This window comes from Kitasatospora sp. NPDC127111 (assembly GCF_042677465.1).
Taxonomy (GTDB): Bacteria; Actinomycetota; Actinomycetes; order Streptomycetales; family Streptomycetaceae; genus Kitasatospora.
Map to the genome: position 1 here is coordinate 13,575 of NZ_JBHXTG010000001.1, position 20,486 is coordinate 34,060.

Sequence of the window (20,486 nt, forward strand, 5' to 3'; positions counted from 1 at the left end):
CCCGGACAGGACGTTCACCCGGCCGGGTGAGCCGCCGCGTCGAGCCGTGGGGCGTCCGGGTGGTACGTCCGCTGCCGCTCGACCGGGGTGTCGCGGAAGTCGCCGCAGCCGTTGACGACTTCGCCCACGCCGACGCGGATGCCCTGGGCCCGGCCGAAGCCCTTGAGGACGCCGCCGCGGGCGTCCGGGTCCGGGTAGGTGTGCGGGCGGCCGGCGGCCAGGGTGACCGAGCGGGCGGAGACCGGCCCGAGCACCTGGGCGCCGGAGCCGAGCCGGCTGGAGCCCGTCACCTCGGCGCCGTCGGCGAGCCGGGTCTCGTCGCCGACCTCGACGGTGTCGGTGCCGGCCGCCTTGATCTGCGCGCCGCCCTCGCCGATCACCGAGCGTTCACCGATGGCGATGGTCCCGCCGCCGGTCGCGGCGATCCGGGTGCCGCCGTGCAGCACGTTCCCCTGCCGGACCAGGCAACCGCTGTGCTCGTCGCACTCGATGATCACACCGGGGTAGAGCACGTTCCCGGGATGCAGCCGGACCCGCCGCGAGACGATCACCGAACACGGATCCAGCACCACGACCCCCTGGTCGGCGAGCTCCATCAGCTCCCCGGGCGTCAGCAGCCCCCGCGCCCGCTGTCCAGCAGCCGATGGCCGAGAATGACGGCAGACCAGACCCTCGGGAGGGACGACGAACGTGATCGGCGCGCTGCAGTGCATCGTCCTCGACTGTCCGGAGCCGGCCGTGCTCGCGCGGTTCTACGCGGCACTGCTGGGCGGGGAGGTGGACCGCCCGGACCGGCGGTGGGGGCTGGGCGAGGGGTGGTCGACGCTGCACACGGCGAGCGGGCTGGTCCTCTGCTTCCAGCGCGTCGAGGACCACCGCCCGCCGCGGTGGCCGGACGCGGCGCACCCGCAGCAGCTGCACCTGGACGTCGACGTGGCGGACCTCGACGCCGCCGAGCGCGAGGTGCTCGCGCTCGGCGCCACCCGGCTGTCCGACGCCGGCGGCTGGCGGATCTACGCCGACCCGGCCGGGCACCCGTTCTGCCTGCTCCCGGCCCGCTGACCGGCCGATGACCGGCCGCCCACGACCCCCGTGCGCGGGCGACCGGGCGGCGGCCCGGGGCCGCCGATCTCCTGCCGGCCGGTCAGCAGTCGTGGCTCGGCTCGTACTGATCGTTGACGGCCCAGTAGTTGAGCCACTTCCAGGTCTCCGGGCCGACGATGCCGTCGACGGTGCTTAGCCCCGCGCAACTCTGGAACTTGCGCACCCGCTGATCGGTTGCCGGGCCCCAGTGGCCGTCGACGGTGAGGCTCGGGAACTCCCACGGGGCCATGGCGCGGTTGAGCTCGCACTGGATCTGGCTGACGACGGGGCCCTGGGCCCCGTACGAGACGGTGGCCTCGCTGTTGGAGTACGAACACCCGCGGATGCCGCTGAGCGCGGACGCGTTCGGCGCCGCGACGAGGGCGGTGCCGAAGGCGAGGCCCATGGCAAGGGCCAGGCCGCCGGTTCGCTTCAGTATCAAGGCTCCCCCTGAAGGTCGGTCGGGCGTCAGTCGCCCGGTGATCTGTTCAACCACGCTAGGAGCGAACCGTCCGGCGGGCTTTGCCCGGTGCGCAGGCTTCCTTGACGATCCGCGCGGGAGGCGCCTTCCGAGGTTTGGCGGCGGTGTTCGCGGGGCGTCAGCCCGTACGCCTCGCGGAAGGCCCGGCTGAAGACCGCCGCGCTGCTGAAGCCCCAGCGGGAGGCGATGGCGTGCACGGGGTGGTGGGCCAGCTCCGGCCGGGCGAGGTCGGCGCGGCAGCGTTCGAGGCGGCGCCGGCGGATCAGTCGGCCGACGCTCTCCTGCTCGCCCTGGAACAGCAGGTGCAGCGAGCGCACGGAGATGTGGTGGCGTGCGGCGATCGCCCCGGGCGCCAGGCCGGGATCGTCGAGGTTGTGCTCGATGAACGTCTTGATCCGCTCCAGCAGGGCGCGTGAGCGGGCTTCGGCGTCGACCTCACGGGTGGCGTCGGCGTGCTCGGCCAGGCAGACGGCGGCCAGGTCCCGGGCGATCCGTCCCAACTGCTCCAGCTCGTCCGGTCCGCACTCGGCGGCGTGGTCGCCCAGGGAGGTGAGGAAGCGGGCCAGGATGGCCCCCGTCCCGTGCCGGGCGGGGATCCGCCGGGCGAGCAGGCGGTCGATCTTGTCGGCGTGGACCGGCAGCGCCGCCCTGGGGATGTGCAGGACGAGGGCGCGACTGGTCCCGCGCTCGTCCCTCGTCCCGGCCTCGAACGGCCGGGAGGTGTCCCAGAGCACCAGCTCGCCGGTGACCGGTCCGGAGTCGTGGCCGCGCTGCGAGATCCACATCGGGTTCTCGCCGTTGACCAGGGCCAGCTGGTACTGCTCGGGGTCGCTGCGCCGGGTCAGGGCCGGCGGCCGGCGCGAGCGCAGCGGCGGGTGGGCGTGGGCCGACACCCTGACCGGGCCGAGGTCCAGGACGCCGGCGTCCGCGCGGAAGTCGGCGGCCTTCGGGCTGGTGACCGTCACCGGGACCAGATCGCGGGCGACCATGTCGGTGAACCACTCGAACCGGTCGGCCGCCGGTAGACCGGCGTTGGACATCGTCGACCACATGCGTCATGACCCCCCGTCAGCGCGGCCGTGCGGGACGGCCGAGCCGACAGTGTAGTTTTCCGGCCGCACGTCCGGTTCGGCGGAGGAGCGCGGCGGAGGAGCGCGGCGGGGGCGGCCGGACTTCAGTGCAGCGACATGGCGTCACCGACGGCGAGGCGCCCCGGGCGGGCCACCTCGGCGAGGGCGTCGAGCCGGCCGGCGTGGGCCCGGGTGATGACCTTGAGGATCTCGGGTGCGTGCGGCAGCCCGGGCTGGGCCGCGGTGGTCATCGCGCAGCGCTCGCCGGCCCGGACGAAGGCCAGCCGGGCGCCGGACCGGGCGCCGCCGCGCCCCTCCCGGCCGAACCAGGTGTCCTCGACGAAGGGCGGGGTGCCGGGCGGGGTGCGCAGCACGATGTTGGGGCGGAACCGGCGTTCGTCCACCACGGCGTCCGGGGCGGCCCCGCGCACCCAGTCGAGGGTGGCGGTGGTGAGCACGCTGACCGGGAGCTGGTCGAAGTGGGAGACGGCGTCCTCGCGGGCGAGCACGACGTCCGGGCGCTGGAGGTAGGCGCGCAGGAAGGCGGTCGGATCGGCGACCGGCCGGCCGAGCGGGTCGAAGAGTTCGGGGCCGTCGAGCCGGTGGCCGAGCCGGGCGGAGAGGCGGAGCAGGCCGTCCATCCGGCGGAAGCGCCGGGTGTTCTTGCCGGAGCCGAGTCTGCCGGCGCCGTCGCGCACGGCGTACAGGCGGTCGCCGGCCAGGCCGCGCCCGTCCACCTCGACGGAGTCGAGCCGCTCGCCGCCGGTGGACTTCACGGGGTAGCGCCAGAGCTGCTCGACCACTCCGATGATCTCTGCCATGGCGGCAAAGCGTAGCGGCGGCCGCCGGGGATGGTCTAGACCAAGTCCGGTGCGGGCGGCCGGATCGAGCCGGTCTCCACAACCGCTCCACCCGGCCCGCGCAAGCCGCTCAACCCACCCGCGCCACCGCCCGCACCGGCGCGCCGTCGGCGGCGACCAGCCGCAGCGGGAACAGCGACACCTCGACCGGCCGCCCGGCCCGCTGGGCGTCGAGCAGCACCCGCAGGTCGGTCAGGTTCTCGGCGATCACCCCGCCGCCGGGCGCGCCGAGCAGCACCCGGTGGGCGGCCAGCGTGGGCTCCCCGGCGGTCGGCTGGTCGTGCTCGTCGGTCAGGTCGGCCAGCAGCGCGGCCACCGCCGGGTCGCCCGGGCCCGGATCGGGGGTGGGGTCGACGCTCAGCGCGTCCACCCCGACCGTCCGCACCCCGGCGGCGACGATCGCCTCCGCCGCGTCGGCGGTCAGGCTGGGGTGGGCGAGGTAGGCGTCGGTGCCCCAGTGCCGGGCCCAGCCGGTGGCCAGCAGCAGGACGGTGCCCGGCCCGGCCTGCTCCAGCGCGGGGGCGAGCAGTCCGGGCGTCACCTCCGTCCGCGGCTCCAGGCCGCGCAGGTCGGCGACCACCGCCGGGCCGGTGAACCGCTCCAGCGGCAGGCCGTCGAGCGTGGGCCAGGTGACGTCCACGTGGTACGGCGCGTCCACGTGGGTGCCGGACTGCGAGCCGAGGTGCAGGGCGAGCACGTTCACCCCGGCGGTGGCGGTGGTGAGCGCGGGCTCCAGGACGACGGCCGGATCGCCGGGGTAGACCGGCATCGCGGTGGTCACCTGATGGGTGAGGTCGACGAGGGTCGCTGCCATGCCGCCCATCCTCCCAGGGGCCGGCCCCGGGGTTCCGCGGAGTGCGGGAGCGGCGAGACTGGGCACATGGACAATGCGAAGCAGCCGGTGCGCCAGCCCTGGGTCGTAGGAGTCTCCGGCGCGTCGGGCACGCCGTACGCCGCCTCCGTGATCCGGGCGCTGCTCGCGGCCGGGGAGCCGGTGGACCTGATCGTCAGTCGGGCCGCGCGGCTCACCATCCTGGACGAGACCGGCATCTCCTTCCGTGACGCGCACTGGCGCACCGACCTCGCCGCCTGGCTGGCCACCGACGACCGCGCCTTCGACCCCGCCCGGCTGGAGGACGTCCGCTACTGGCCGGCCGGGGACTTCGCGGCCGGCCCGTCCAGCGGCTCCTACCCGGCCAGGGGCATGCTGGTGGTGCCCGCCACCACCGGCGCGGTGGCCGGGATCGCGCTCGGCCTGAGCAAGGACCTGCTGCAGCGGGTCGCCAGCGTCACCCTCAAGGAGCGCCGCCCCCTGGTGGTCTGCGTCCGCGAGGCGCCACTCAACGGGGTGACGCTGAAGCACCTGGTGGAGCTGGACGCGCAGGGCGCCGTGGTGCTGCCCGCCTCTCCCGGTTTCTACGCCGGCGGCTCCACCGTCCGCGAACTGGTGGATTTCGTGGCCGGGAGGGTCCTGGACGCGGTCGGCGTACCGCACACGCTCTACCGGCGCTGGGAGGGTGAGTTGGGCGCGGCGGCGCGCCACGACGGCCGACCGAAGTGAGGGGGAGTGGGGCGGGCGGAGGGGGGAGAGTATGTTCTCTGCGATATCCGGGTTGTTCCGCGCATGGCGCCTTTGAATCCGGATAATGATCTGTGGGTCTGGTGAGGTTCGGAAGGACGCGGACGGTATATGGACACGGTGGACAGACAGCTCATCCAGGCGCTCCGGGAGAACGGCCGTGCGTCCTACGCCGAGCTGGGCCGACTGGTGGGCCTCTCCGGCCCGAGCGTCACGGACCGGATCAACCGTCTGGAGCAGGCCGGCGTCATCACCGGCTACCGCGCGACGGTGAACCCGGCCTCGCTCGGCTTCGGCGTCACGGCCCTGATCGGCCTTCAGCTCACCGACGCGGCCGACCACGAGGACGTCGCGTTCCGGCTGAAGGACCTCAACGAGGTCGAGGACTGCTGGTTCATCGCCGGTGACGACTCGTACATGCTCAAGGTCCGGGTGGCCGACGTGGCCGGCCTGGAGTCGGTGGTCAAGCGGATCTCCGGGACGAAAGGCGTGGCCCGGACCCGCACCACCGTCGTACTCTCCACGAAGTGGGAGAACCGCGTGAGCGAACTCCCGCTGGCCGAAGGCGAGTAAAGGGGAGCAGCAGGATGGCACTGGTCGGTCTGGAGGAGCTGCGCGCGGCCCGGCAGCGGATCGCGGGGGTGGCGGTACGGACCCCGCTGGTCCCCGCCCCCTGGGCGGCCGACGGCGAGCGGCGGCTCTGGCTCAAGCCGGAGAACCTCCAGCCGACCGGGGCCTTCAAGACCCGCGGCGCCTACAACCGGCTCGCCGCGCTCACCGACGCCGAGCGCGCCCGCGGCGTGGTCGCCCAGTCCAGCGGCAACCACGCGCAGGCGGTGGCGTACGCGGCCGGGCTGCTCGGCGTCAAGGCCGTGATCGTGATGCCGGACACCTCGCCGGCGGTCAAGGTCGACGCCACCCGCGCGTTCGGCGCCGAGGTGCTGCTGGTCGCCCCGGAGGAGCGCGACACCCTGCCCGCGGAGCTGGCGGAGGAGCACGGCTACGTCTGGGTGCCGCCGTACGACGACCCGTTCATCATCGCGGGCCAGGGCACGGTCGGCCTGGAGATCGCCGAGGACGCCCCGGCCGGCCTCGACACCGTGCTGGTGCCGGTCAGCGGCGGCGGCCTGATCTCCGGGACGGCGGCCGCGCTCAAGCTCACCCGTCCGGGCGTCCGGGTGGTCGGCGTCGAGCCCGAGCTGGCCGCCGACGCCCAGGCCAGCCTGCGGGCCGGCGAGCGGCTCGCCTGGCCGGTCGCCGACACCTACCGGACCATCGCGGACGGGCTGCGCACCCCCTCGGTCGGCGAGCTGCCGTTCGCCCACCTCACCGCCTACGTGGACGACATCGTCACCGTCACCGAGGACGAGATCCGCGCCACCGTGGCCCTGCTGGCCCGTCGCGGCCGGCTGGTCGCGGAGCCCTCCGGGGCGGTCGCCCCGGCCGCGTACTTCCACCGGGCGGCCGAGCTCGGCGGCCAGGCGGTGGCGGCCGTGGTCAGCGGCGGCAACATCGAGCCGGCGCTGCTGGCCGAGCTGCTCGCCGGCTGAGAGCGGGGCGCGCCCAGGCCGGGCGGTACAGGGGCGTACGCTCGTTCCGGCAACGATTCGAAGTCGGAGGAGGCGGGGCACCGCATGGACGCAGGGCTCAAGCGCGAGCTGGAGGCGAAGGTCTACGCGGGTGAGCGGCTGACCCGCGAGGACGGGATCGCGCTCTACGAGAGCGACGACCTGGCCTGGCTGGGCGGCCTGGCCCACCACGTGCGGACGCAGAAGAACGGCGACGTCGTCCACTTCAACGTCAACCGCCACCTCAACATGACCAACGTGTGCAACGCGTCCTGCGCGTACTGCTCGTTCCAGCGCAAGCCGGGCGAGAAGGACGCGTACACGATGCGCATCGAGGAGGCCGTCCGGCTGGCCAAGGCGATGGAGGTGGAGTCCCTCACCGAGCTGCACATCGTGAACGGCCTGCACCCGACCCTGCCGTGGCGCTACTACCCGCGCTCGCTGCGGGAGCTGAAGGCCGCTCTGCCGAACGTCTCGCTGAAGGCCTTCACCGCCACCGAGATCCACTGGTTCGAGAAGATCAGCGGCCTGTCGGCCGACGAGATCCTGGACGAGCTGATCGACGCCGGCCTGGAGTCGCTGACCGGCGGCGGCGCGGAGATCTTCGACTGGGAGGTCCGCCAGCACATCGTCGACCACGACACCCACTGGGAGGACTGGTCGCGGATCCACCGCCTCGCCCACAGCAAGGGCCTCAAGACGCCGTCCACCATGCTGTACGGCCACATCGAGGAGCCCCGCCACCGGGTGGACCACGTGCTGCGGCTGCGCGAGCTGCAGGACGAGACCGGCGGCTTCCAGGTCTTCATCCCGCTGCGCTACCAGCACGACTTCCACGACTCCAAGGACGGCGTCGTGCGCAACCGGCTGATGGCCCGCACCGAGATGGCCACCGGCGCCGAGGCGCTGAAGACCTTCGCGGTCTCCCGGCTGCTCTTCGACAACGTCCCGCACGTCAAGGTCTTCTGGGTGATGCACGGCGTCACCACCGCGCAGCTGGCGCTCAGCCACGGCGCGGACGACATGGACGGCTCGGTGGTCGAGTACAAGATCACCCACGACGCGGACAACTTCGGCACCCCGAACAAGCTCGGCCGGGACGACCTGCTGGGCCTGATCCGGGACGCCGGCTTCCGCCCGGTGGAGCGCAACACCCGCTACGAGGTCATCCGCGAGTACGACGGCCCGGATCTGACGCGCCGCGAGACTCCGCAGGCGATGCGCCTCTGACCAGCGTCTTTCTCCGCCGCCCGGGCCGCACTCCGGCCCGGGCGGCGGCGCGTCCGGGAGAGTCTTCACCGGCCCCGCACAGGCCCCGGGTTTCCCAACGGGCCGTTGGTTTGGCAGGATCGGCCACATGTCCGGTTCCCATCGCGCCACCACGTACCCGCCGTACGAGCCGATGCACGAGCCGGCGTACCAGCCGGGGTACGACGTGCCGCAGCAGTCCCCCGGGGTCTACGAGCAGGCGTCGTACCCGGAGTACGACACGGCCGGGACGTACGCCGCCGATGCGGACCGGTCGTACTACGGGTACCAGGAGCAGCCGGTCCGGCAGGTCCAGCAGGGCGGCTACCCGGGGTACGAGAGCTACCAGGGCTACGAGGGCTACGAGGGCTTCGAGGGCTACGGCGGTGGCCGCGGGGACCACGGCAACCACGGGGACCACGAGGCCCGGGACGGCCGGCGGAACCCGTATCAGGAGCCGTTCGAGGGCGGGTTCCAGGACGGGTTCCAGGACCACGCCGGCGGCTACGACGCGTACGACCAGCCCTTCCAGCCCTACTCCGCCGGACCCGAGCCCGTGTTCGAGCCCGAGCCGCAGCCGCAGGCCGGTGCCGAGCCGGTCGTCACGACCCTGGCGCCCACCGTGCCCGCCGCGGTCGGCGGCCGGGCGGCCGCCCGCGGCCACCGCCGCAAGGCCAAGCAGAAGAAGCGCACCGGCAAGGCCGTGACCGCCGGCACCGCGCTGCTGCTCGCGGCCGCCGCCGGCTGGTACACCGTCGGCCAGGACTCCGCCAAGCCCGGCCTGACCACCGCCGACGGCCCCGGCCCCGAGGGCGTCTCCACGCCGGACCAGCCCGCCCCGGCCGGCGCCGCCCCGGCGGCCGCCGCCGGCGCCGCCCAGGCCGCCGACACCCGGCAGACCGAGGCGCCCGCCGCCGACCGCAGCCAGACCCGGCCGGACGGCTCGGTGGCCGCGATACCGGGCCTCGGTGCCGCCTTCACCGCCCGGATACCCGCCGAGACCACCCAGGTGGTGCTCGCCTCCGGGCAGGACAAGAACGCCAACAAGAACACCGTCACCCTCTGGACCCGCACCCCCGAGGGCCGCTGGCTGGCCGGCGAGACCTGGCAGGGCCACAACGGCAACAACGGCTGGACGACCGACCACAACGAGGGCGACCTGCGCAGCCCGATCGGCGTCTTCAGCCTCACCGACGCGGGCGGCCGCAAGGCCGACCCGGGCAGCAAGCTCCCGTACGACAAGGACCCGAGCTTCGTGGTCTCCGGGACGGGCTTCTTCGGCGACCAGCTGGAGGGCTCCTTCGACTACGTGGTCGCGATCAACTACAACCGCGTCCCCGGGAACTCGCCGCTGGACTCGCGCCGCCCCATGGGCTCCAAGAAGGGCGGCGGCATCTGGATCCACGTCGACCACGACGGCCCCACCCACGGCTGCGTCTCGATACCCGAGGACAAGATGGCCCAGCTGATCCGCACCCTGGACCCGGCCGCCCACCCGGTGATCGTGATGGGCGACGCGGCCTCATTGGCGGCCTGAGCCGCAGGTCACGGCCCAGGCGCCGCAACGGCCCTTGTCGGTCTCCTACAGCTTCCGGGGGTGGATCCTGTAGCCGGTCGCGCCCCGCTGACCAGCGGGTAACCCGGTTGAGTGGCTGTATGAGCGGTTCGCGCATTGTGGCACTCGGCCATTACCAGCCCCCCAAGGTCCTCACCAACGACGACCTGGCGGCGCTGGTCGACACCGACGACGAGTGGATCCGCAGCCGGGTGGGGATCCGGACCCGTCACATCGCCGAGAGCGAGACGCTGGTCGACCTCGCCACCGAGGCGGCCCAGAAGGCACTGGCCAAGAGCGGCCGCACCGCCGCCGACGTCGACCTGGTCGTGGTCGCCACCTGCACGGCGATCGAGCGCAGCCCCAACACCGCCGCCGCCGTCGCCGCCCGCCTCGGCGTCAGCTCGCCGGCCGCCTACGACATCAACACGGTCTGCTCGGGCTTCTCGTACGCGCTGGCCACCGCGGACCACGCGATCCGGGCCGGCGCGGCCCGCACCGCCCTGGTGATCGGCGCCGAGCGGATGTCGGACACCCTCGACTGGACCGACCGGAGCACCTGCGTGATCTTCGGCGACGGCGCCGGCGCCGCGGTGGTGGAGGCCCAGGAGGAGGGCGCCGAGCCGGGCATCGGGCCGGTGGTCTGGGGCTCGGAGCCGGAGAGGGGCGACGCCGTGGTCATCACGGGCTGGGACCCGGTGATCAGCCAGCAGGGGCAGTCGGTGTTCCGCTGGGCCACCACCCGGATCGCCCCGCTGGCCCGGCAGACCTGCGAGAAGGCCGGAATCGACCCCTCGGAGCTCAAGGGATTCGTGCCGCACCAGGCTAACCTGCGGATCATCGACGCGATCGCCGGCAAGCTGGGCGCCCCCGACGCGGTGATCGCCCGGGACGTGGTGGAGTCCGGCAACACCTCGGCCGCGTCCATCCCGCTGGCCTTCTCCAAGCTGGTCGAGCGCGGCGAGCTGTCGCCCGGTGACCCGGTGCTGCTGTTCGGCTTCGGCGGCGGTCTCGCCTACGCCGGCCAGGTCGTCCGCTGCCCGTGATTCCGCTGTCCCCGAGGGCCGGAAGCCCCGGGGAGCGCCCCGTGGACGGCCTCTAGAACGCTCATGCCGGTGGGCGGGCACCCCGCAGTGGGTGCCCGCCCACCGGCATGTCTGGCGCGCTGCGGACCGCCGGCGGACCTCCCCCGAGGACACGGCCGCCGTCCGTCGTTCCCCGGACAGGAGGCCGGGGCTGCGCGCGGAGCGGATGGGTGGGTTGGTGGGACGGTCTACTTGGGCGGCTTCTTGCCGGTGACACCCAGGTACACCAGGGGAGCGAGGTTGGGCTTGAGGTCCTTGACCTTGACGCCCCAGGAGGTGAAGGCCTTCTGGTGCTCCGCCGCCGATGCGAGCAGCGAGACCAGAGAGCCGGCGACGGCGGCCGGGTCGAGCGACTTGTCGGCCTGTCCCTTCGCCTGGAGTTCCTTGACGGCATCCGTGAGCGGCTTGGCGACCGCGTTGAGGACCGTCATGCGGATCTTGAAGAACCGCTTGTCCCCTTCGGCGGCACCGAGCGTGACCACTCGGAGAATGGCGTCGTTCTTGCGCCAGAAGGCGAGGAATCCGTCGACCAGTTCTTCCGAAGTGGCCGTGCCGGACTTCCCTGCCCAGGACTTTCCGGCCACCAGCTCTTTGAGGGTGTCGGAGTCCTTGGCCATTTCCTCGGCGATTTCGAGGACGGCGCCCTCGACATCCGGGAAGTACTGGTAGAAGGTCGCGGGGGAGGTACCCGCCATACGGGCGACGTCGATGACCTTGACGTCCCGATAGGGCGACGTGCTGAGCATCTCGCGGAGGCAGTCGAGCAGCTTCTGCCGCGTCTCCTGTCCGCGTCGCCCGGCGACGCGACCGTCGACGGTGCGAACTTGTCCTGTCATGCCGTCAGCTTACCGTGGCCCGATCTTGGCGCGATTCGGTGATGTGACAATTACTCCGCACGGGGGTTGCTATCGGGATCTCCACCACTTCGGACGGATATTCACCGCACTCCGGCACCCCTCTTGAAGCCCCCCCGTGTGCTTTTGACCCCACAGCGTGACGGCCCCTCCGCTGAGGGGTGGTCGGGTGACAGAGCGTGACGGTCGGGCCGGAGGGGGCGGGGCGGGCCGTGCGGGGCCGGTGCCGGAGCGGACGTCAGAATCCGGCCGTTCCGGAGCCGCTGACCGGGCACCGCCCCCGCTCCGGGCGGGGGAGGTTGGAGATGGGCCCGGCGGCATTGGAGAATCGGGTCCGGCACCACGCGGCGGGTGCGGAAACGGGGAGGTGGCAGCGGAGTGGACCAGCTGACGGCGCACGATCCGAGGCGGATCGGGCCCTTCGAGGTGCTGGGGCGACTCGGCGCGGGCGGGATGGGCCTGGTCTACCTGGCACGGTCGCCCGCCGGCCGGCGGGTGGCCATCAAGACCGTCCGGGGGGAGCTGGCCGAGGACGAGCTCTTCCGGGTCCGCTTCGCGCGCGAGATCGCGGCCGCCAAGACGGTCGGCGGCTTCTACACCGCGGCCGTGGTCGACGCCGACGCCGACGCCCGGGTGCCCTGGCTGGCCACCGCGTACGTGCCGGCGCCGTCCCTGGAGGACCTGGTCACCGAGTGCGGGCCGCTCCCGGTGGGGGCGGTGCGCTGGCTGGTGGCCGGCATCGCCGAGGCGCTGCAGTCGATCCACGCCGCCGGGCTGGTCCACCGCGACCTCAAGCCCTCCAACGTGCTGGTGGTCGAGGACGGCCCGCGGGTGATCGACTTCGGCATCGCCGCCGGCGTCTCCAGCACCCGGCTCACCATGACCAACGTCGCGGTCGGCACCCCGGCGTACATGTCGCCGGAGCAGGCCCGGGACAGCCGGGGCGTCACCGGCGCCAGCGACGTGTTCTCGCTCGGCTCGCTGCTGGTCTTCTGCGCCACCGGCCACCCGCCCTACCGGGGCGCCAACCCGGTCGAGACGGTGTTCCAGCTGCTCCGCGAGCAGCCCGACCTCTCCGGCCTGCCGGCCGAGCTGGTGGACCTGGTGCGCGCCTGCATGCGGCCGGCGCCCGAGCACCGGCCCTCGCCGGCCCAGATCCAGGTCGAGCTGGCCCCGCACCTCTTCTCCCGGGACGACGCCTCCGGCGAGGCGGGGGACTGGCTGCCGCCCAACGCGCTGGAGCTGATCGAGCGCAAGCGCGGCCGCCGCCAGGCCGCGCCGGTGCCGCCCACCCCGGTGCCGCCCACCCCGGTGCCGCCGCAGCCGGTGGCCCCGCAGCCCGTCCCCCCGCAGCCCGTCCCCCCGCAGGCCGGGCCGCAGCACCGGCAGCAGCCGCCGGTGCCCCCGCAGCGCCCCGTCCGGGAGGATCCGCGCACCCACCACCCGGCCGGCCGGCACGCCCAGCCCGGTACCGGGCCGGTGCACGCCGCGCCGGCGCTCCCGGGGCCGGACACCGAGGCCGCCACCGAGAAGCTCGCCGCCCCCAGCCGGCACCGCGCCCCGGTCGCCGGGGAGGGCGCCGCCGAGGTGCAGTTGCCCGGCGCCGCGGTGCGGATAGGCCCGGGGCCGCGTGCCGAGCAGTCCGGTCCGGGCACCGCGCCCGCCGAGACCGACTGGGTCCGCCGGGCCACTCCGCCGCCGGTTCGGGCGGCCCGCTGGCGCCCGTGGCGGTTCCGGATGTCCAACGACGTCTGGGGCACCCCGGTGATCGCCGACGGCACCCTGTTCGTCTCCAGCTTCGAGGTGCACGCCCTCGACATCGCCTCCGGCCAGCGCCGCTACAAGACCCGGGACGTCGCCTGGGCGCTCGCGGTCGACGCCGGCCGGGTGCACGCCGCCGACGGCCCGCACCTCTACACGGTGGACGTCGCCGACGGCACCGAGCGCTGGCGGCAGTCGCTGGACGGCTGGGTCTACTCGCTGGACGCCGCCGACGGCGTGCTCTGCTGCGGCGTCCGCGGCGGCGGGGTGCAACTGCGCTCGGCGGCCGGCGGGGCCGAGCTGTGGCGCGCCGACGACGCCCAGCAGGACTACGAGAACCCGCAGTCCGGTCCGGCCCTGGTGGGCGGCGCCGCGTACTACTACGGCGGCGGGCGGCTGCGCTGCGTGGACCCGCGCGGCGCGGGCCTGCGCTGGTCCTTCCCGGTCGGCGAGGACGTGCCCTCCCGCCCGGTGGAGCGGGCCGGGGTGCTGTACGTGACGGCCGGCACCCGGGTGTTCGCCCTGGACGCGGCGAGCGGTGCCGAGCGCTGGCGGTTCGACGCCCCGGTGGTGCTGTTCACCCCGCCCGCCCTGGACGCGGACGCGGTGTACGTCGCCGACTACCTCGGCACGGTGTACGCGCTGGACGCGGCCACCGGCCGGGACCGTTGGCGCGGCGTCACGGGCGCCCGGCAGGGTGCCGAGCCGGTGGTGGTCGGGGACGGCATGGCGCTGGTCGGCAGCGGCGAGGTGCTGTACGCGTTCGAGGCGGCCACCGGCCGGGAGCGCTGGCGGTACACCGCGCGGGGCGAGATCGTCGGCGCCCCGGCGATCGCCGACGGCCTGGTCCACCTGGGCAGCCGGGACCACTCGCTGCACACGCTGGACCTGGCGAGCGGTCAGCTGCGCTGGGAGCTCGGCACCAAGGGTGAGCTGACCGGCTCGCCGGTGGCGGTCGGCGGGAAGGTCTTCGTCGGCAGCAAGGACCGCTGCGTCTACGCGCTGGACGCCTTCTACGGCACGGCGGTGCCCTCGCACTGAGCGGTCGTCCGCAGGTCGTCCGCAGGTCGTCCGCAGGTCGTCCGCCGGTCCTCCGCGGGCCGCCCCGCCCGGGGTGGTCCGCGGCCCGGCCGCGGACGGGCGTACCCGCGGGCGGCCCTACCGCCGGCGGGCCTCCGGGTGGCGGGCGCACCAGCCCTCCCAGGCCGAGGCCACCATCTCCTCGATCCCGTACCGGGCGGTCCAGCCCAGCTCGCGCCGGATCAGTTCGGCGGAGGCGACCACCCGGGCCGGGTCGCCGGGGCGGCGCGGGGCGATCTCGCCGGTGGTGTCGTAACCGGTGATCTCGCCGATCACGTCGAGCATCTCGCGGACGCTGACGCCCTCGCCGCGGCCGATGTTGAGGACCAGGGAGGTCTCGCCCTCCGGGTCGTCGGCCAGTCGCCGGGCGGCCGCCACGTGGGCCGAGGCGATGTCGGCGACGTGGATGAAGTCGCGGACGCAGGTGCCGTCCGGGGTGGGGTAGTCGGCGCCGAAGACGCGCGGGGGCCGCCCGGCGGTGAGCCGCTCGAAGACCATCGGGACGAGGTTGAACACGCCGTCGTCGGCGAGTTCGGGCGAGGCGGCGCCGGCCACGTTGAAGTAGCGCAGCGAGACGGTGGAGAGCCCGTACGCCCGGCCCGCCGCCGCGACCAGCCACTCGCCGGCCAGCTTGGTCTCGCCGTACGGGTTCATCGGCGCGCAGGGGGCGGACTCGGTGACCAGTTCGACGTCGGGCATGCCGTAGACGGCGGCGGAGGACGAGAAGAGGAAGCGCTTCACCCCGGCCCCGGTGGCGGCCTCCAGCACGTTCTGGAGCCCGGTGAGGTTCTCCCGGTAGTAGTGGAACGGGCGCTCGACCGACTCGCCGACCTGCTTCTTCGCGGCGAAGTGCAGCACGCCGCGGACGTCGTGGGCGCGCAGCGCGGCGTCCAGCGCGGCCCGGTCCAGGGTGGAGCCCTCGATCAGCGCGACGCCGGACGGCAGCCGGGTGCGGTCGCCGGTGCTGAGGTCGTCCAGCACCGCCACCCGCTCGCCGGCCGCGACGAGCTGGTGCACCACGTGCCGGCCGATGTAGCCGGCACCACCGGTGAGCAACCAAGTCATGGGCCGAATCCTAAGGTCCCGGTTTGCCACGATCGGGCGCGTCGGGGCGGAGATACGGGCATAACGGTGAAATGCTGACAAATATCTCTGCCCGGTGAAGGAATCGGAGCCAGCCAAGGTGAACCGCAAGAAGGGGCCCACCCGCCCGATCCCGGCCGGGCCGCGGCCCACCGGGCCGAAGGCGTTCGGTGGGCGCCTGGTCGTGCCCGGCGCGGTGGCCGCGCTGACCGCGCTCGCGGTGGCCGGGTGCAGCAGCGGTTCGTCCTCCTCCTCGGCCACCTCGGCCGGCGCGGGTGCCGCGGGTGCGGCCTCCGGCGCCGCCGCGCCGGCCGGTGCCAACCAGCTCCAGGCCGACTACCAGAAGGTGATCGCCGACGTGCTGCCCTCGGTGGTGCAGATCACCACCGCCACCGGCCTCGGCTCCGGGATCGTCTACGACGACAAGGGCGACATCGTCACCAACGCCCACGTGGTCGGCACCGCCACCACCTTCACCGTCACCCTGGCCAACAGCACCAAGCCGCTGGACGCCGCGCTGGTCGCCAGCTACCCGGACTCCGACCTCGCGGTGATCAAGCTGAGCAGCCCGCCGGGCGGCCTCAAGCCGGCCACCTTCGGGGACTCGGGCAAGGTCCAGCTGGGGCAGATCACGCTCGCGATGGGCAGCCCGCTCGGGCTCTCCAGCAGCGTCACCGAGGGCATCGTCTCGGCCACCGGCCGGACCGTCTCCGAGCCGAACAGCCCGGGCTCGCCGGGCGCCGTCATCGGCAACATGGTGCAGACCTCGGCCGCGATCAACCCCGGCAACAGCGGTGGCGCGCTGGTCAACCTGGACAGCCAGGTGATCGGCATCAACACGCTCGCCGCCACCGAGCCGGAGACCAACGGCGCGGCCGCGCCCGGCATCGGCTTCGCCATCCCGGCGTCCACCGTCACCAACATCGCGAACCAGCTGATCAAGGACGGCAAGGTCACCAACTCCGGCCGGGCCGCGCTCGGCATCACCGCCCGGACGTACTTCGACCAGAACTTCCGCCCGGCCGGCGCGGTCGTCGTCGCGGTCGCCGCGGGCGGCCCGGCCGACTCGGCCGGGATCCAGGTCGGCGACGTGATCACCAAGGTCGGCGACACCCCGGTCGACTCGCTGAACTCGCTCACCACCGCGCTGGCCTCGCTCACCCCGGGGGCCAAGACCACGGTCGGCTACACCCGCGACGGCCGGGACCAGACCGCCGAGGTCACCCTCGGCACCCTCCAGACGCCGTAGCCGCCCCGGCTTCCCGACAGCCGCCCGGGCCCCCGGCGGCGGCCGGCCGCACACCGCGCAAGGGTTGGCGGGCGGCCGCCGTCGGGTACGGGCCGGGACCTCGTCCACTGCCTCGACGAGGTCCCGGCCCTGTTCCGCCGTTCGCTGTTCCGCTGTTCCGTCGTTCCGCCGTGCCCGGGGGCGGGGATCAGCGGCGGGCGGCGCGGGTGCGCCAGGGGAGCTCGATGGTGACGGTGGTCGGGCCGCCGTGCGGGCTCTCCACCAGGAAGACGCCGTCGACCGCCCGGATCCGCTCGGCCAGCCCGCCCAGGCCGCTGCCCGGGTAGGGGGCCGCGCCGCCCTTGCCGTCGTCCTGGACCAGCACCATCAGCTGGTCACCGGCCCGCCAGACGTCGACCGTCGCGGAACGGGCACCGGAGTGCTTGGAGACGTTGGTCAGCAGCTCGCTCACGGTGAAGTAGGCGATGCCCTCGACCGCCGAGTCCGGCCGCTCAACCGTGCCGTCCGCGGCCCTCAGCTCGACGTGCACCTTGACCCCGCCCGGCACCGTGCAGCGGGCGGCCACCGCGGAGAGCGCCGCGTCCAGGCCGCGGTCGGTGAGCACCGCCGGGTGGATGCCGCGGGCCAGGTCGCGCAGCTCCTGCAGGGCGAGCTTCACCTCGCCGTGCGCGTTGTCGACCATCCTGGCGGCGGCCCGCACGTCCTCGGCCGACTCGGTCTCCCGCAGCCGCTCCTTGGCCAGGCCGAGGTCCATCGCCAGCGCCACCAGGCGGGCCTGGGCGCCGTCGTGCAGGTCCCGCTCGATCCGGCGCAGGTCGGCGGCGGCGGTGTCGACCACCGTGCCGCGGTCGTCCTCCAGCTCCCGGACCCGCTCGGAGAGCGCGCCCGGGGCGAGCAGCGCCTCCAGCAGCATCCGGTCGACCGCGGACCCGAAACGGATCACCCAGGGCAGCACCGGCCAGCCGACGATCACGCAGATCAGCGTCACGCTGAAGCTGAGGATGCCCCAGGGCAGCCGCAGCACGTTGTACAGGGCCGAGCGCCAGCTCAGCGCGTCGGTGAGGTGGGCCGTCGTGAAGCCGGTGATCCCGGGGCGGGTTCGGTGCACCGGCTCCGGCTCGTGCAGCTCGGAGCCGTACACCGACCGGGCCCGGGCGCGGGCGAAGGCGCCCATGCCCCGGCAGCCGGACAGCCCGGCGGCCAGCAGCGGCAGGCCGATCACGGTGATGGCGAGGGCGAGGCCGACCGAGAGCATCACGATGGCGAAGACGAACCCCGCGATGCCCAGCGGCAGGTTGAGCATCAGCTGCCCGGCCTGCCGCCACATCCGCGCGCCGTACGGCGGGACGCCTTCCGAGCGGGCTTCCTGCTCCTCGAAGGCGTCCACGGCGCGGCGGTGCAGAGGTCTCATCTGGATCTACCGTTCCTGTTCGGTCGAGCTGGTGATCCAAGCTTCCCCGCAAAGCGGCCGCCGGGGCCATGGGGTTGTTACGTCCTCCCGGGCGGGGGTTATCCCCACCCCCGGGACGCGCACGGGCGGTGCGCCGGTGTCCACGGGCCGCCCGGGGGCGTCTTGCGGATCGGGCACCGTGCTGGGCTCGTGGCCAGTGCACTTAGACTCACGCATTGGCGATGGTTATGACCGTGTAAAGAAACGTCGTAGAACTGCTTCGAGGGGCGGTTCCACGGCCGATGTGGAGGCGAGTGGCATGGAGGGGCAGCCGGCAGCTGCCGTCGCTGCCGACCCGGCGGTCGGCAGCGGCTACTTCGACGCGTATGCCGCGATGGGCCTGCTCGCCGTCGTCGGCGTGCTCTTCGTCGCCGTGGCGTTCACCGCCAACCGGCTGCTGCGGCCGGTGGTGTACTCGCCGGAGAAGCTCCTCGCCTACGAGTGCGGCGTGGACCCGGTGGGGGAGGACTGGGCGCACACCCAGATCCGCTACTACGTCTACGCCTTTCTGTACGTGATCTTCGCGGTCGACGCGATCTACCTGTTCCCGTGGGCGACCGTCTTCGCCTCCGCCGGATACGGCGCCGGGACGCTGATCGAGATGTTCGTCTTCATCGGCTTCCTCGCGGTCGGGCTGCTCTACGCCTGGAGGAAGGGCGTTCTGGAATGGACGTGACGCACAACCACGCGCACGCGCACGGTGCCGCCGGCGGCCCGGTCCCGCTGGGCCTGCCGGACCCGGCGCGTCCCGGTGCCGCCGTCGAACGGCGCGGCATCGGCCCGCTGGCCCGGCTCGCGCCGGACCCGGTCAAGGTGGTCCTCAACTGGGGCCGCCGCTACAGCCTCTGGTGCTTCAACTTCGGCCTGGCCTGCTGCGCGATCGAGTTCATCGCCGCGTCGATGGCCAAGCACGACTTCATCCGAATGGGTGTCATTCCGTTCGCGCCCGGCCCCCGCCAGGCCGATCTGATGATCGTCTCGGGGACCGTGACCGACAAGATGGCGCCCGCCGTGAAGCGCCTCTACGAGCAGATGCCCGAACCGAAGTACGTCATCTCGTTCGGCGCCTGCTCCAACTCGGGCGGCCCGTACTGGGACTCCTACTCGGTCACCAAGGGCGTGGACCAGATCATCCCGGTCGACGTCTACGTGCCCGGCTGCCCGCCGCGGCCCGAGGCGCTGCTCCAGGGCATCCTCAAGCTCCAGGAGAAGATCGCCGCGGAGTCGCTGCCGGGCCGGTACACCGCGCCGGCCACGGCGCTGCGCCGTCCGCTGGTGCCGGGGCCGAACGCCGGGGGAGGTGCCTCGTGACCGGGCAGAGCGAGGGGCGCACCGCCGAGCAGTACGCGGCGGCGGTCGGCGAGTGGGCCACCGGTGCGGAGGCGTACGGGCTGATCACCGTCGACGTGCCCGCCGCGCACTGGACCGAGGCGCTCACCGCGGCCCGGGACGCGCTGGGCCTCGCCTTCTTCGACTGGCTGAGCGCCGTCGACGAGTTGGCCGAGGGCTTCTCGGTGGTCGCCCACCTGGCCTCCGCCGACGCCCCGGGCGTGCGCCACCTGGCGCTGCGCACCCGGGTGCCGCGGGACGGGGCCGCGCTGCCGAGCGCCGTGCCGGTGTACGCCGGTGCCGCCTGGCACGAGCGCGAGACGCACGAGATGTTCGGCATCGACTTCCCCGGGCACCCCTACCTGGCCACCCTGCTGCTGCCGGAGGGCTTCGAGGGGCACCCGCTGCGCAAGGAGTTCGTGCTCGCCGCCCGGGTCGCCAAGGCCTGGCCGGGCGCGAAGGAGCCGGGCGAGTCCGACCACGGCGACGGGCCGGCGCGGCGCAAGATGCAGCCGGCCGGTGTGCCCGACCCGAACGAGTGGGGGCCGCTCAAGGGCACCCTGCCGCCGGTCGCCGAGCGGCCCGCGCGCGGTGCCCGGGCGGCGGGGGCGGCGCGTACGCCCCGGGCGGCGGGTGCCGGGGCTGCCGGTGCCGCCGGTGCCGGGGCCGAAGGCGGGCCCGCGGTGCGGGCCGACCGGCCGCGGCGGACCAGGACGGTCGGCGAGGGGTCGGTCAGCCAGGCGGCCGAGGCGGCCGGTGCCGCGGAGGCGGCCGGGAGCGTCGAGGGTGCCGCCGGGACCACGGCCCCGCCGGTGCGGGCGGACCGGCCGCGGCGGACCAGGACGGCCGGTGAGGGCTCCGCGAGCCAGGTCGCCGGGACCGCCGGTGAGGCCGCGACGCCCGCGGTGAAGCCCGAGCGGCAGGCCCCGGCCCGGACGCAGTCGGCCGACGCGCCGTGGCACACGCCCGTGCCCGCGCACGGCGGGCCGGAGTCGGAGCAGCCGGAACTCAAGCAGCCCGAGCCGAAGCAGGCGGCGCCGGAGCCGACCGGGTCCGCGCAGCAAGAGCCGGAGCCCGAGCCGGAGCGGCCCGTGGAGGAGAAGGACGAGACGTCGGCCGAGGCGGCCGGCCAGGACGGAGACAGCGCGTGA

20 protein-coding genes are annotated in these 20,486 nt (G+C 74.0%); 12 read left to right on the forward strand and 8 right to left on the reverse strand.

The annotated features are described in order from the left end of the window. Positions 1-14 precede the first annotated feature (14 nt). On the reverse strand, positions 15-596 hold the full coding sequence (locus ACFVHB_RS00110; protein ID WP_380313958.1) for a hypothetical protein: 582 nt from the start codon (positions 594-596) through the stop codon (positions 15-17). A gap of 94 nt (positions 597-690) precedes the next feature. On the opposite strand from ACFVHB_RS00110, the gene ACFVHB_RS00115 reads away from it, so the two are divergent. Then, positions 691-1,062 (forward strand): VOC family protein, encoded by a 372-nt coding sequence (locus tag ACFVHB_RS00115; protein ID WP_380313959.1) that lies wholly within the window; start codon positions 691-693, stop codon positions 1,060-1,062. Positions 1,063-1,144: 82 nt separating this feature from the next. On the opposite strand, the gene ACFVHB_RS00120 is transcribed toward ACFVHB_RS00115, so the two are convergent. The 4 genes from ACFVHB_RS00120 to ACFVHB_RS00135 form a co-directional block, all read right to left on the reverse strand. Continuing rightward, positions 1,145-1,525 carry a peptidoglycan-binding protein gene (locus ACFVHB_RS00120; RefSeq protein ID WP_380313960.1) on the reverse strand — a complete coding sequence of 127 codons (381 nt, stop codon included), beginning with the start codon at positions 1,523-1,525 and terminating at the stop codon, positions 1,145-1,147. 26 nt (positions 1,526-1,551) lie between these two features. Then, on the reverse strand, positions 1,552-2,604 hold the full coding sequence (locus ACFVHB_RS00125; RefSeq protein WP_380313961.1) for a helix-turn-helix domain-containing protein: 1,053 nt from the start codon (positions 2,602-2,604) through the stop codon (positions 1,552-1,554). A 134-nt stretch (positions 2,605-2,738) separates the two neighbouring features. Then, positions 2,739-3,455 carry an MOSC domain-containing protein gene (locus ACFVHB_RS00130; protein ID WP_380313962.1) on the reverse strand — a complete coding sequence of 239 codons (717 nt, stop codon included), beginning with the start codon at positions 3,453-3,455 and terminating at the stop codon, positions 2,739-2,741. Positions 3,456-3,564: 109 nt separating this feature from the next. Further along, on the reverse strand, positions 3,565-4,308 hold the full coding sequence (locus ACFVHB_RS00135; RefSeq protein ID WP_380313963.1) for a cyclase family protein: 744 nt from the start codon (positions 4,306-4,308) through the stop codon (positions 3,565-3,567). 66 nt (positions 4,309-4,374) lie between these two features. On the opposite strand from ACFVHB_RS00135, the gene ACFVHB_RS00140 reads away from it, so the two are divergent. From ACFVHB_RS00140 to ACFVHB_RS00165, 6 genes are all read left to right on the forward strand, one after another. After that, complete coding sequence (locus tag ACFVHB_RS00140; protein WP_380313964.1) at positions 4,375-5,055, forward strand: UbiX family flavin prenyltransferase; 681 nt, start codon at positions 4,375-4,377, stop codon at positions 5,053-5,055. Positions 5,056-5,184: 129 nt separating this feature from the next. Further along, positions 5,185-5,646, forward strand: a complete 462-nt coding sequence (locus ACFVHB_RS00145) for an Lrp/AsnC family transcriptional regulator (protein WP_380313965.1) — start codon at positions 5,185-5,187, stop codon at positions 5,644-5,646. Positions 5,647-5,660: 14 nt separating this feature from the next. Then, complete coding sequence (locus tag ACFVHB_RS00150; protein WP_380313966.1) at positions 5,661-6,623, forward strand: threonine/serine dehydratase; 963 nt, start codon at positions 5,661-5,663, stop codon at positions 6,621-6,623. Between the two features lie 84 nt (positions 6,624-6,707). Continuing rightward, on the forward strand, positions 6,708-7,871 hold the full coding sequence (gene mqnE / locus ACFVHB_RS00155; RefSeq protein ID WP_380313967.1) for an aminofutalosine synthase MqnE: 1,164 nt from the start codon (positions 6,708-6,710) through the stop codon (positions 7,869-7,871). A gap of 127 nt (positions 7,872-7,998) precedes the next feature. Then, positions 7,999-9,426, forward strand: a complete 1,428-nt coding sequence (locus ACFVHB_RS00160) for a L,D-transpeptidase family protein (RefSeq protein ID WP_380313968.1) — start codon at positions 7,999-8,001, stop codon at positions 9,424-9,426. Positions 9,427-9,545: 119 nt separating this feature from the next. Continuing rightward, the gene (locus tag ACFVHB_RS00165; protein WP_380313969.1) at positions 9,546-10,490 is read left to right on the forward strand and encodes a beta-ketoacyl-ACP synthase III; all 945 of its coding nucleotides are present in this window, start codon (positions 9,546-9,548) and stop codon (positions 10,488-10,490) included. Positions 10,491-10,717: 227 nt separating this feature from the next. On the opposite strand, the gene ACFVHB_RS00170 is transcribed toward ACFVHB_RS00165, so the two are convergent. Beyond that, positions 10,718-11,365 carry a TetR family transcriptional regulator gene (locus tag ACFVHB_RS00170; protein ID WP_380313970.1) on the reverse strand — a complete coding sequence of 216 codons (648 nt, stop codon included), beginning with the start codon at positions 11,363-11,365 and terminating at the stop codon, positions 10,718-10,720. A 396-nt stretch (positions 11,366-11,761) separates the two neighbouring features. Between ACFVHB_RS00170 and ACFVHB_RS00175 the strand changes: the two genes are divergently transcribed. Beyond that, positions 11,762-14,185 carry a PQQ-binding-like beta-propeller repeat protein gene (locus tag ACFVHB_RS00175; protein WP_380313971.1) on the forward strand — a complete coding sequence of 808 codons (2,424 nt, stop codon included), beginning with the start codon at positions 11,762-11,764 and terminating at the stop codon, positions 14,183-14,185. A 117-nt stretch (positions 14,186-14,302) separates the two neighbouring features. Here the strand turns inward: ACFVHB_RS00175 and galE are convergent, their stop codons facing one another. Next, positions 14,303-15,289 (reverse strand): UDP-glucose 4-epimerase GalE, encoded by a 987-nt coding sequence (gene galE, locus ACFVHB_RS00180; protein ID WP_380313972.1) that lies wholly within the window; start codon positions 15,287-15,289, stop codon positions 14,303-14,305. 196 nt (positions 15,290-15,485) lie between these two features. Between galE and ACFVHB_RS00185 the strand changes: the two genes are divergently transcribed. After that, positions 15,486-16,556 carry a S1C family serine protease gene (locus ACFVHB_RS00185; protein WP_380314249.1) on the forward strand — a complete coding sequence of 357 codons (1,071 nt, stop codon included), beginning with the start codon at positions 15,486-15,488 and terminating at the stop codon, positions 16,554-16,556. A 187-nt stretch (positions 16,557-16,743) separates the two neighbouring features. Here the strand turns inward: ACFVHB_RS00185 and ACFVHB_RS00190 are convergent, their stop codons facing one another. Beyond that, entirely contained in the window at positions 16,744-17,883 is a 1,140-nt protein-coding gene (locus ACFVHB_RS00190; RefSeq protein WP_380314250.1) for a sensor histidine kinase, read from the reverse strand. 382 nt (positions 17,884-18,265) lie between these two features. Between ACFVHB_RS00190 and ACFVHB_RS00195 the strand changes: the two genes are divergently transcribed. Genes ACFVHB_RS00195 through ACFVHB_RS00205 form a run of 3 tightly spaced genes read left to right on the forward strand, consistent with a single transcriptional unit; the run spans position 18,266 to position 20,486 of the window. Further along, positions 18,266-18,682 carry an NADH-quinone oxidoreductase subunit A gene (locus ACFVHB_RS00195; RefSeq protein ID WP_380313973.1) on the forward strand — a complete coding sequence of 139 codons (417 nt, stop codon included), beginning with the start codon at positions 18,266-18,268 and terminating at the stop codon, positions 18,680-18,682. After that, the gene (locus ACFVHB_RS00200; RefSeq protein ID WP_380313974.1) at positions 18,673-19,317 is read left to right on the forward strand and encodes an NADH-quinone oxidoreductase subunit B; all 645 of its coding nucleotides are present in this window, start codon (positions 18,673-18,675) and stop codon (positions 19,315-19,317) included. Before ACFVHB_RS00195 ends, ACFVHB_RS00200 begins: the two co-directional genes overlap by 10 nt. Next, the gene (locus tag ACFVHB_RS00205) at positions 19,314-20,486 is read left to right on the forward strand and encodes an NADH-quinone oxidoreductase subunit C (protein WP_380313975.1); all 1,173 of its coding nucleotides are present in this window, start codon (positions 19,314-19,316) and stop codon (positions 20,484-20,486) included. Before ACFVHB_RS00200 ends, ACFVHB_RS00205 begins: the two co-directional genes overlap by 4 nt.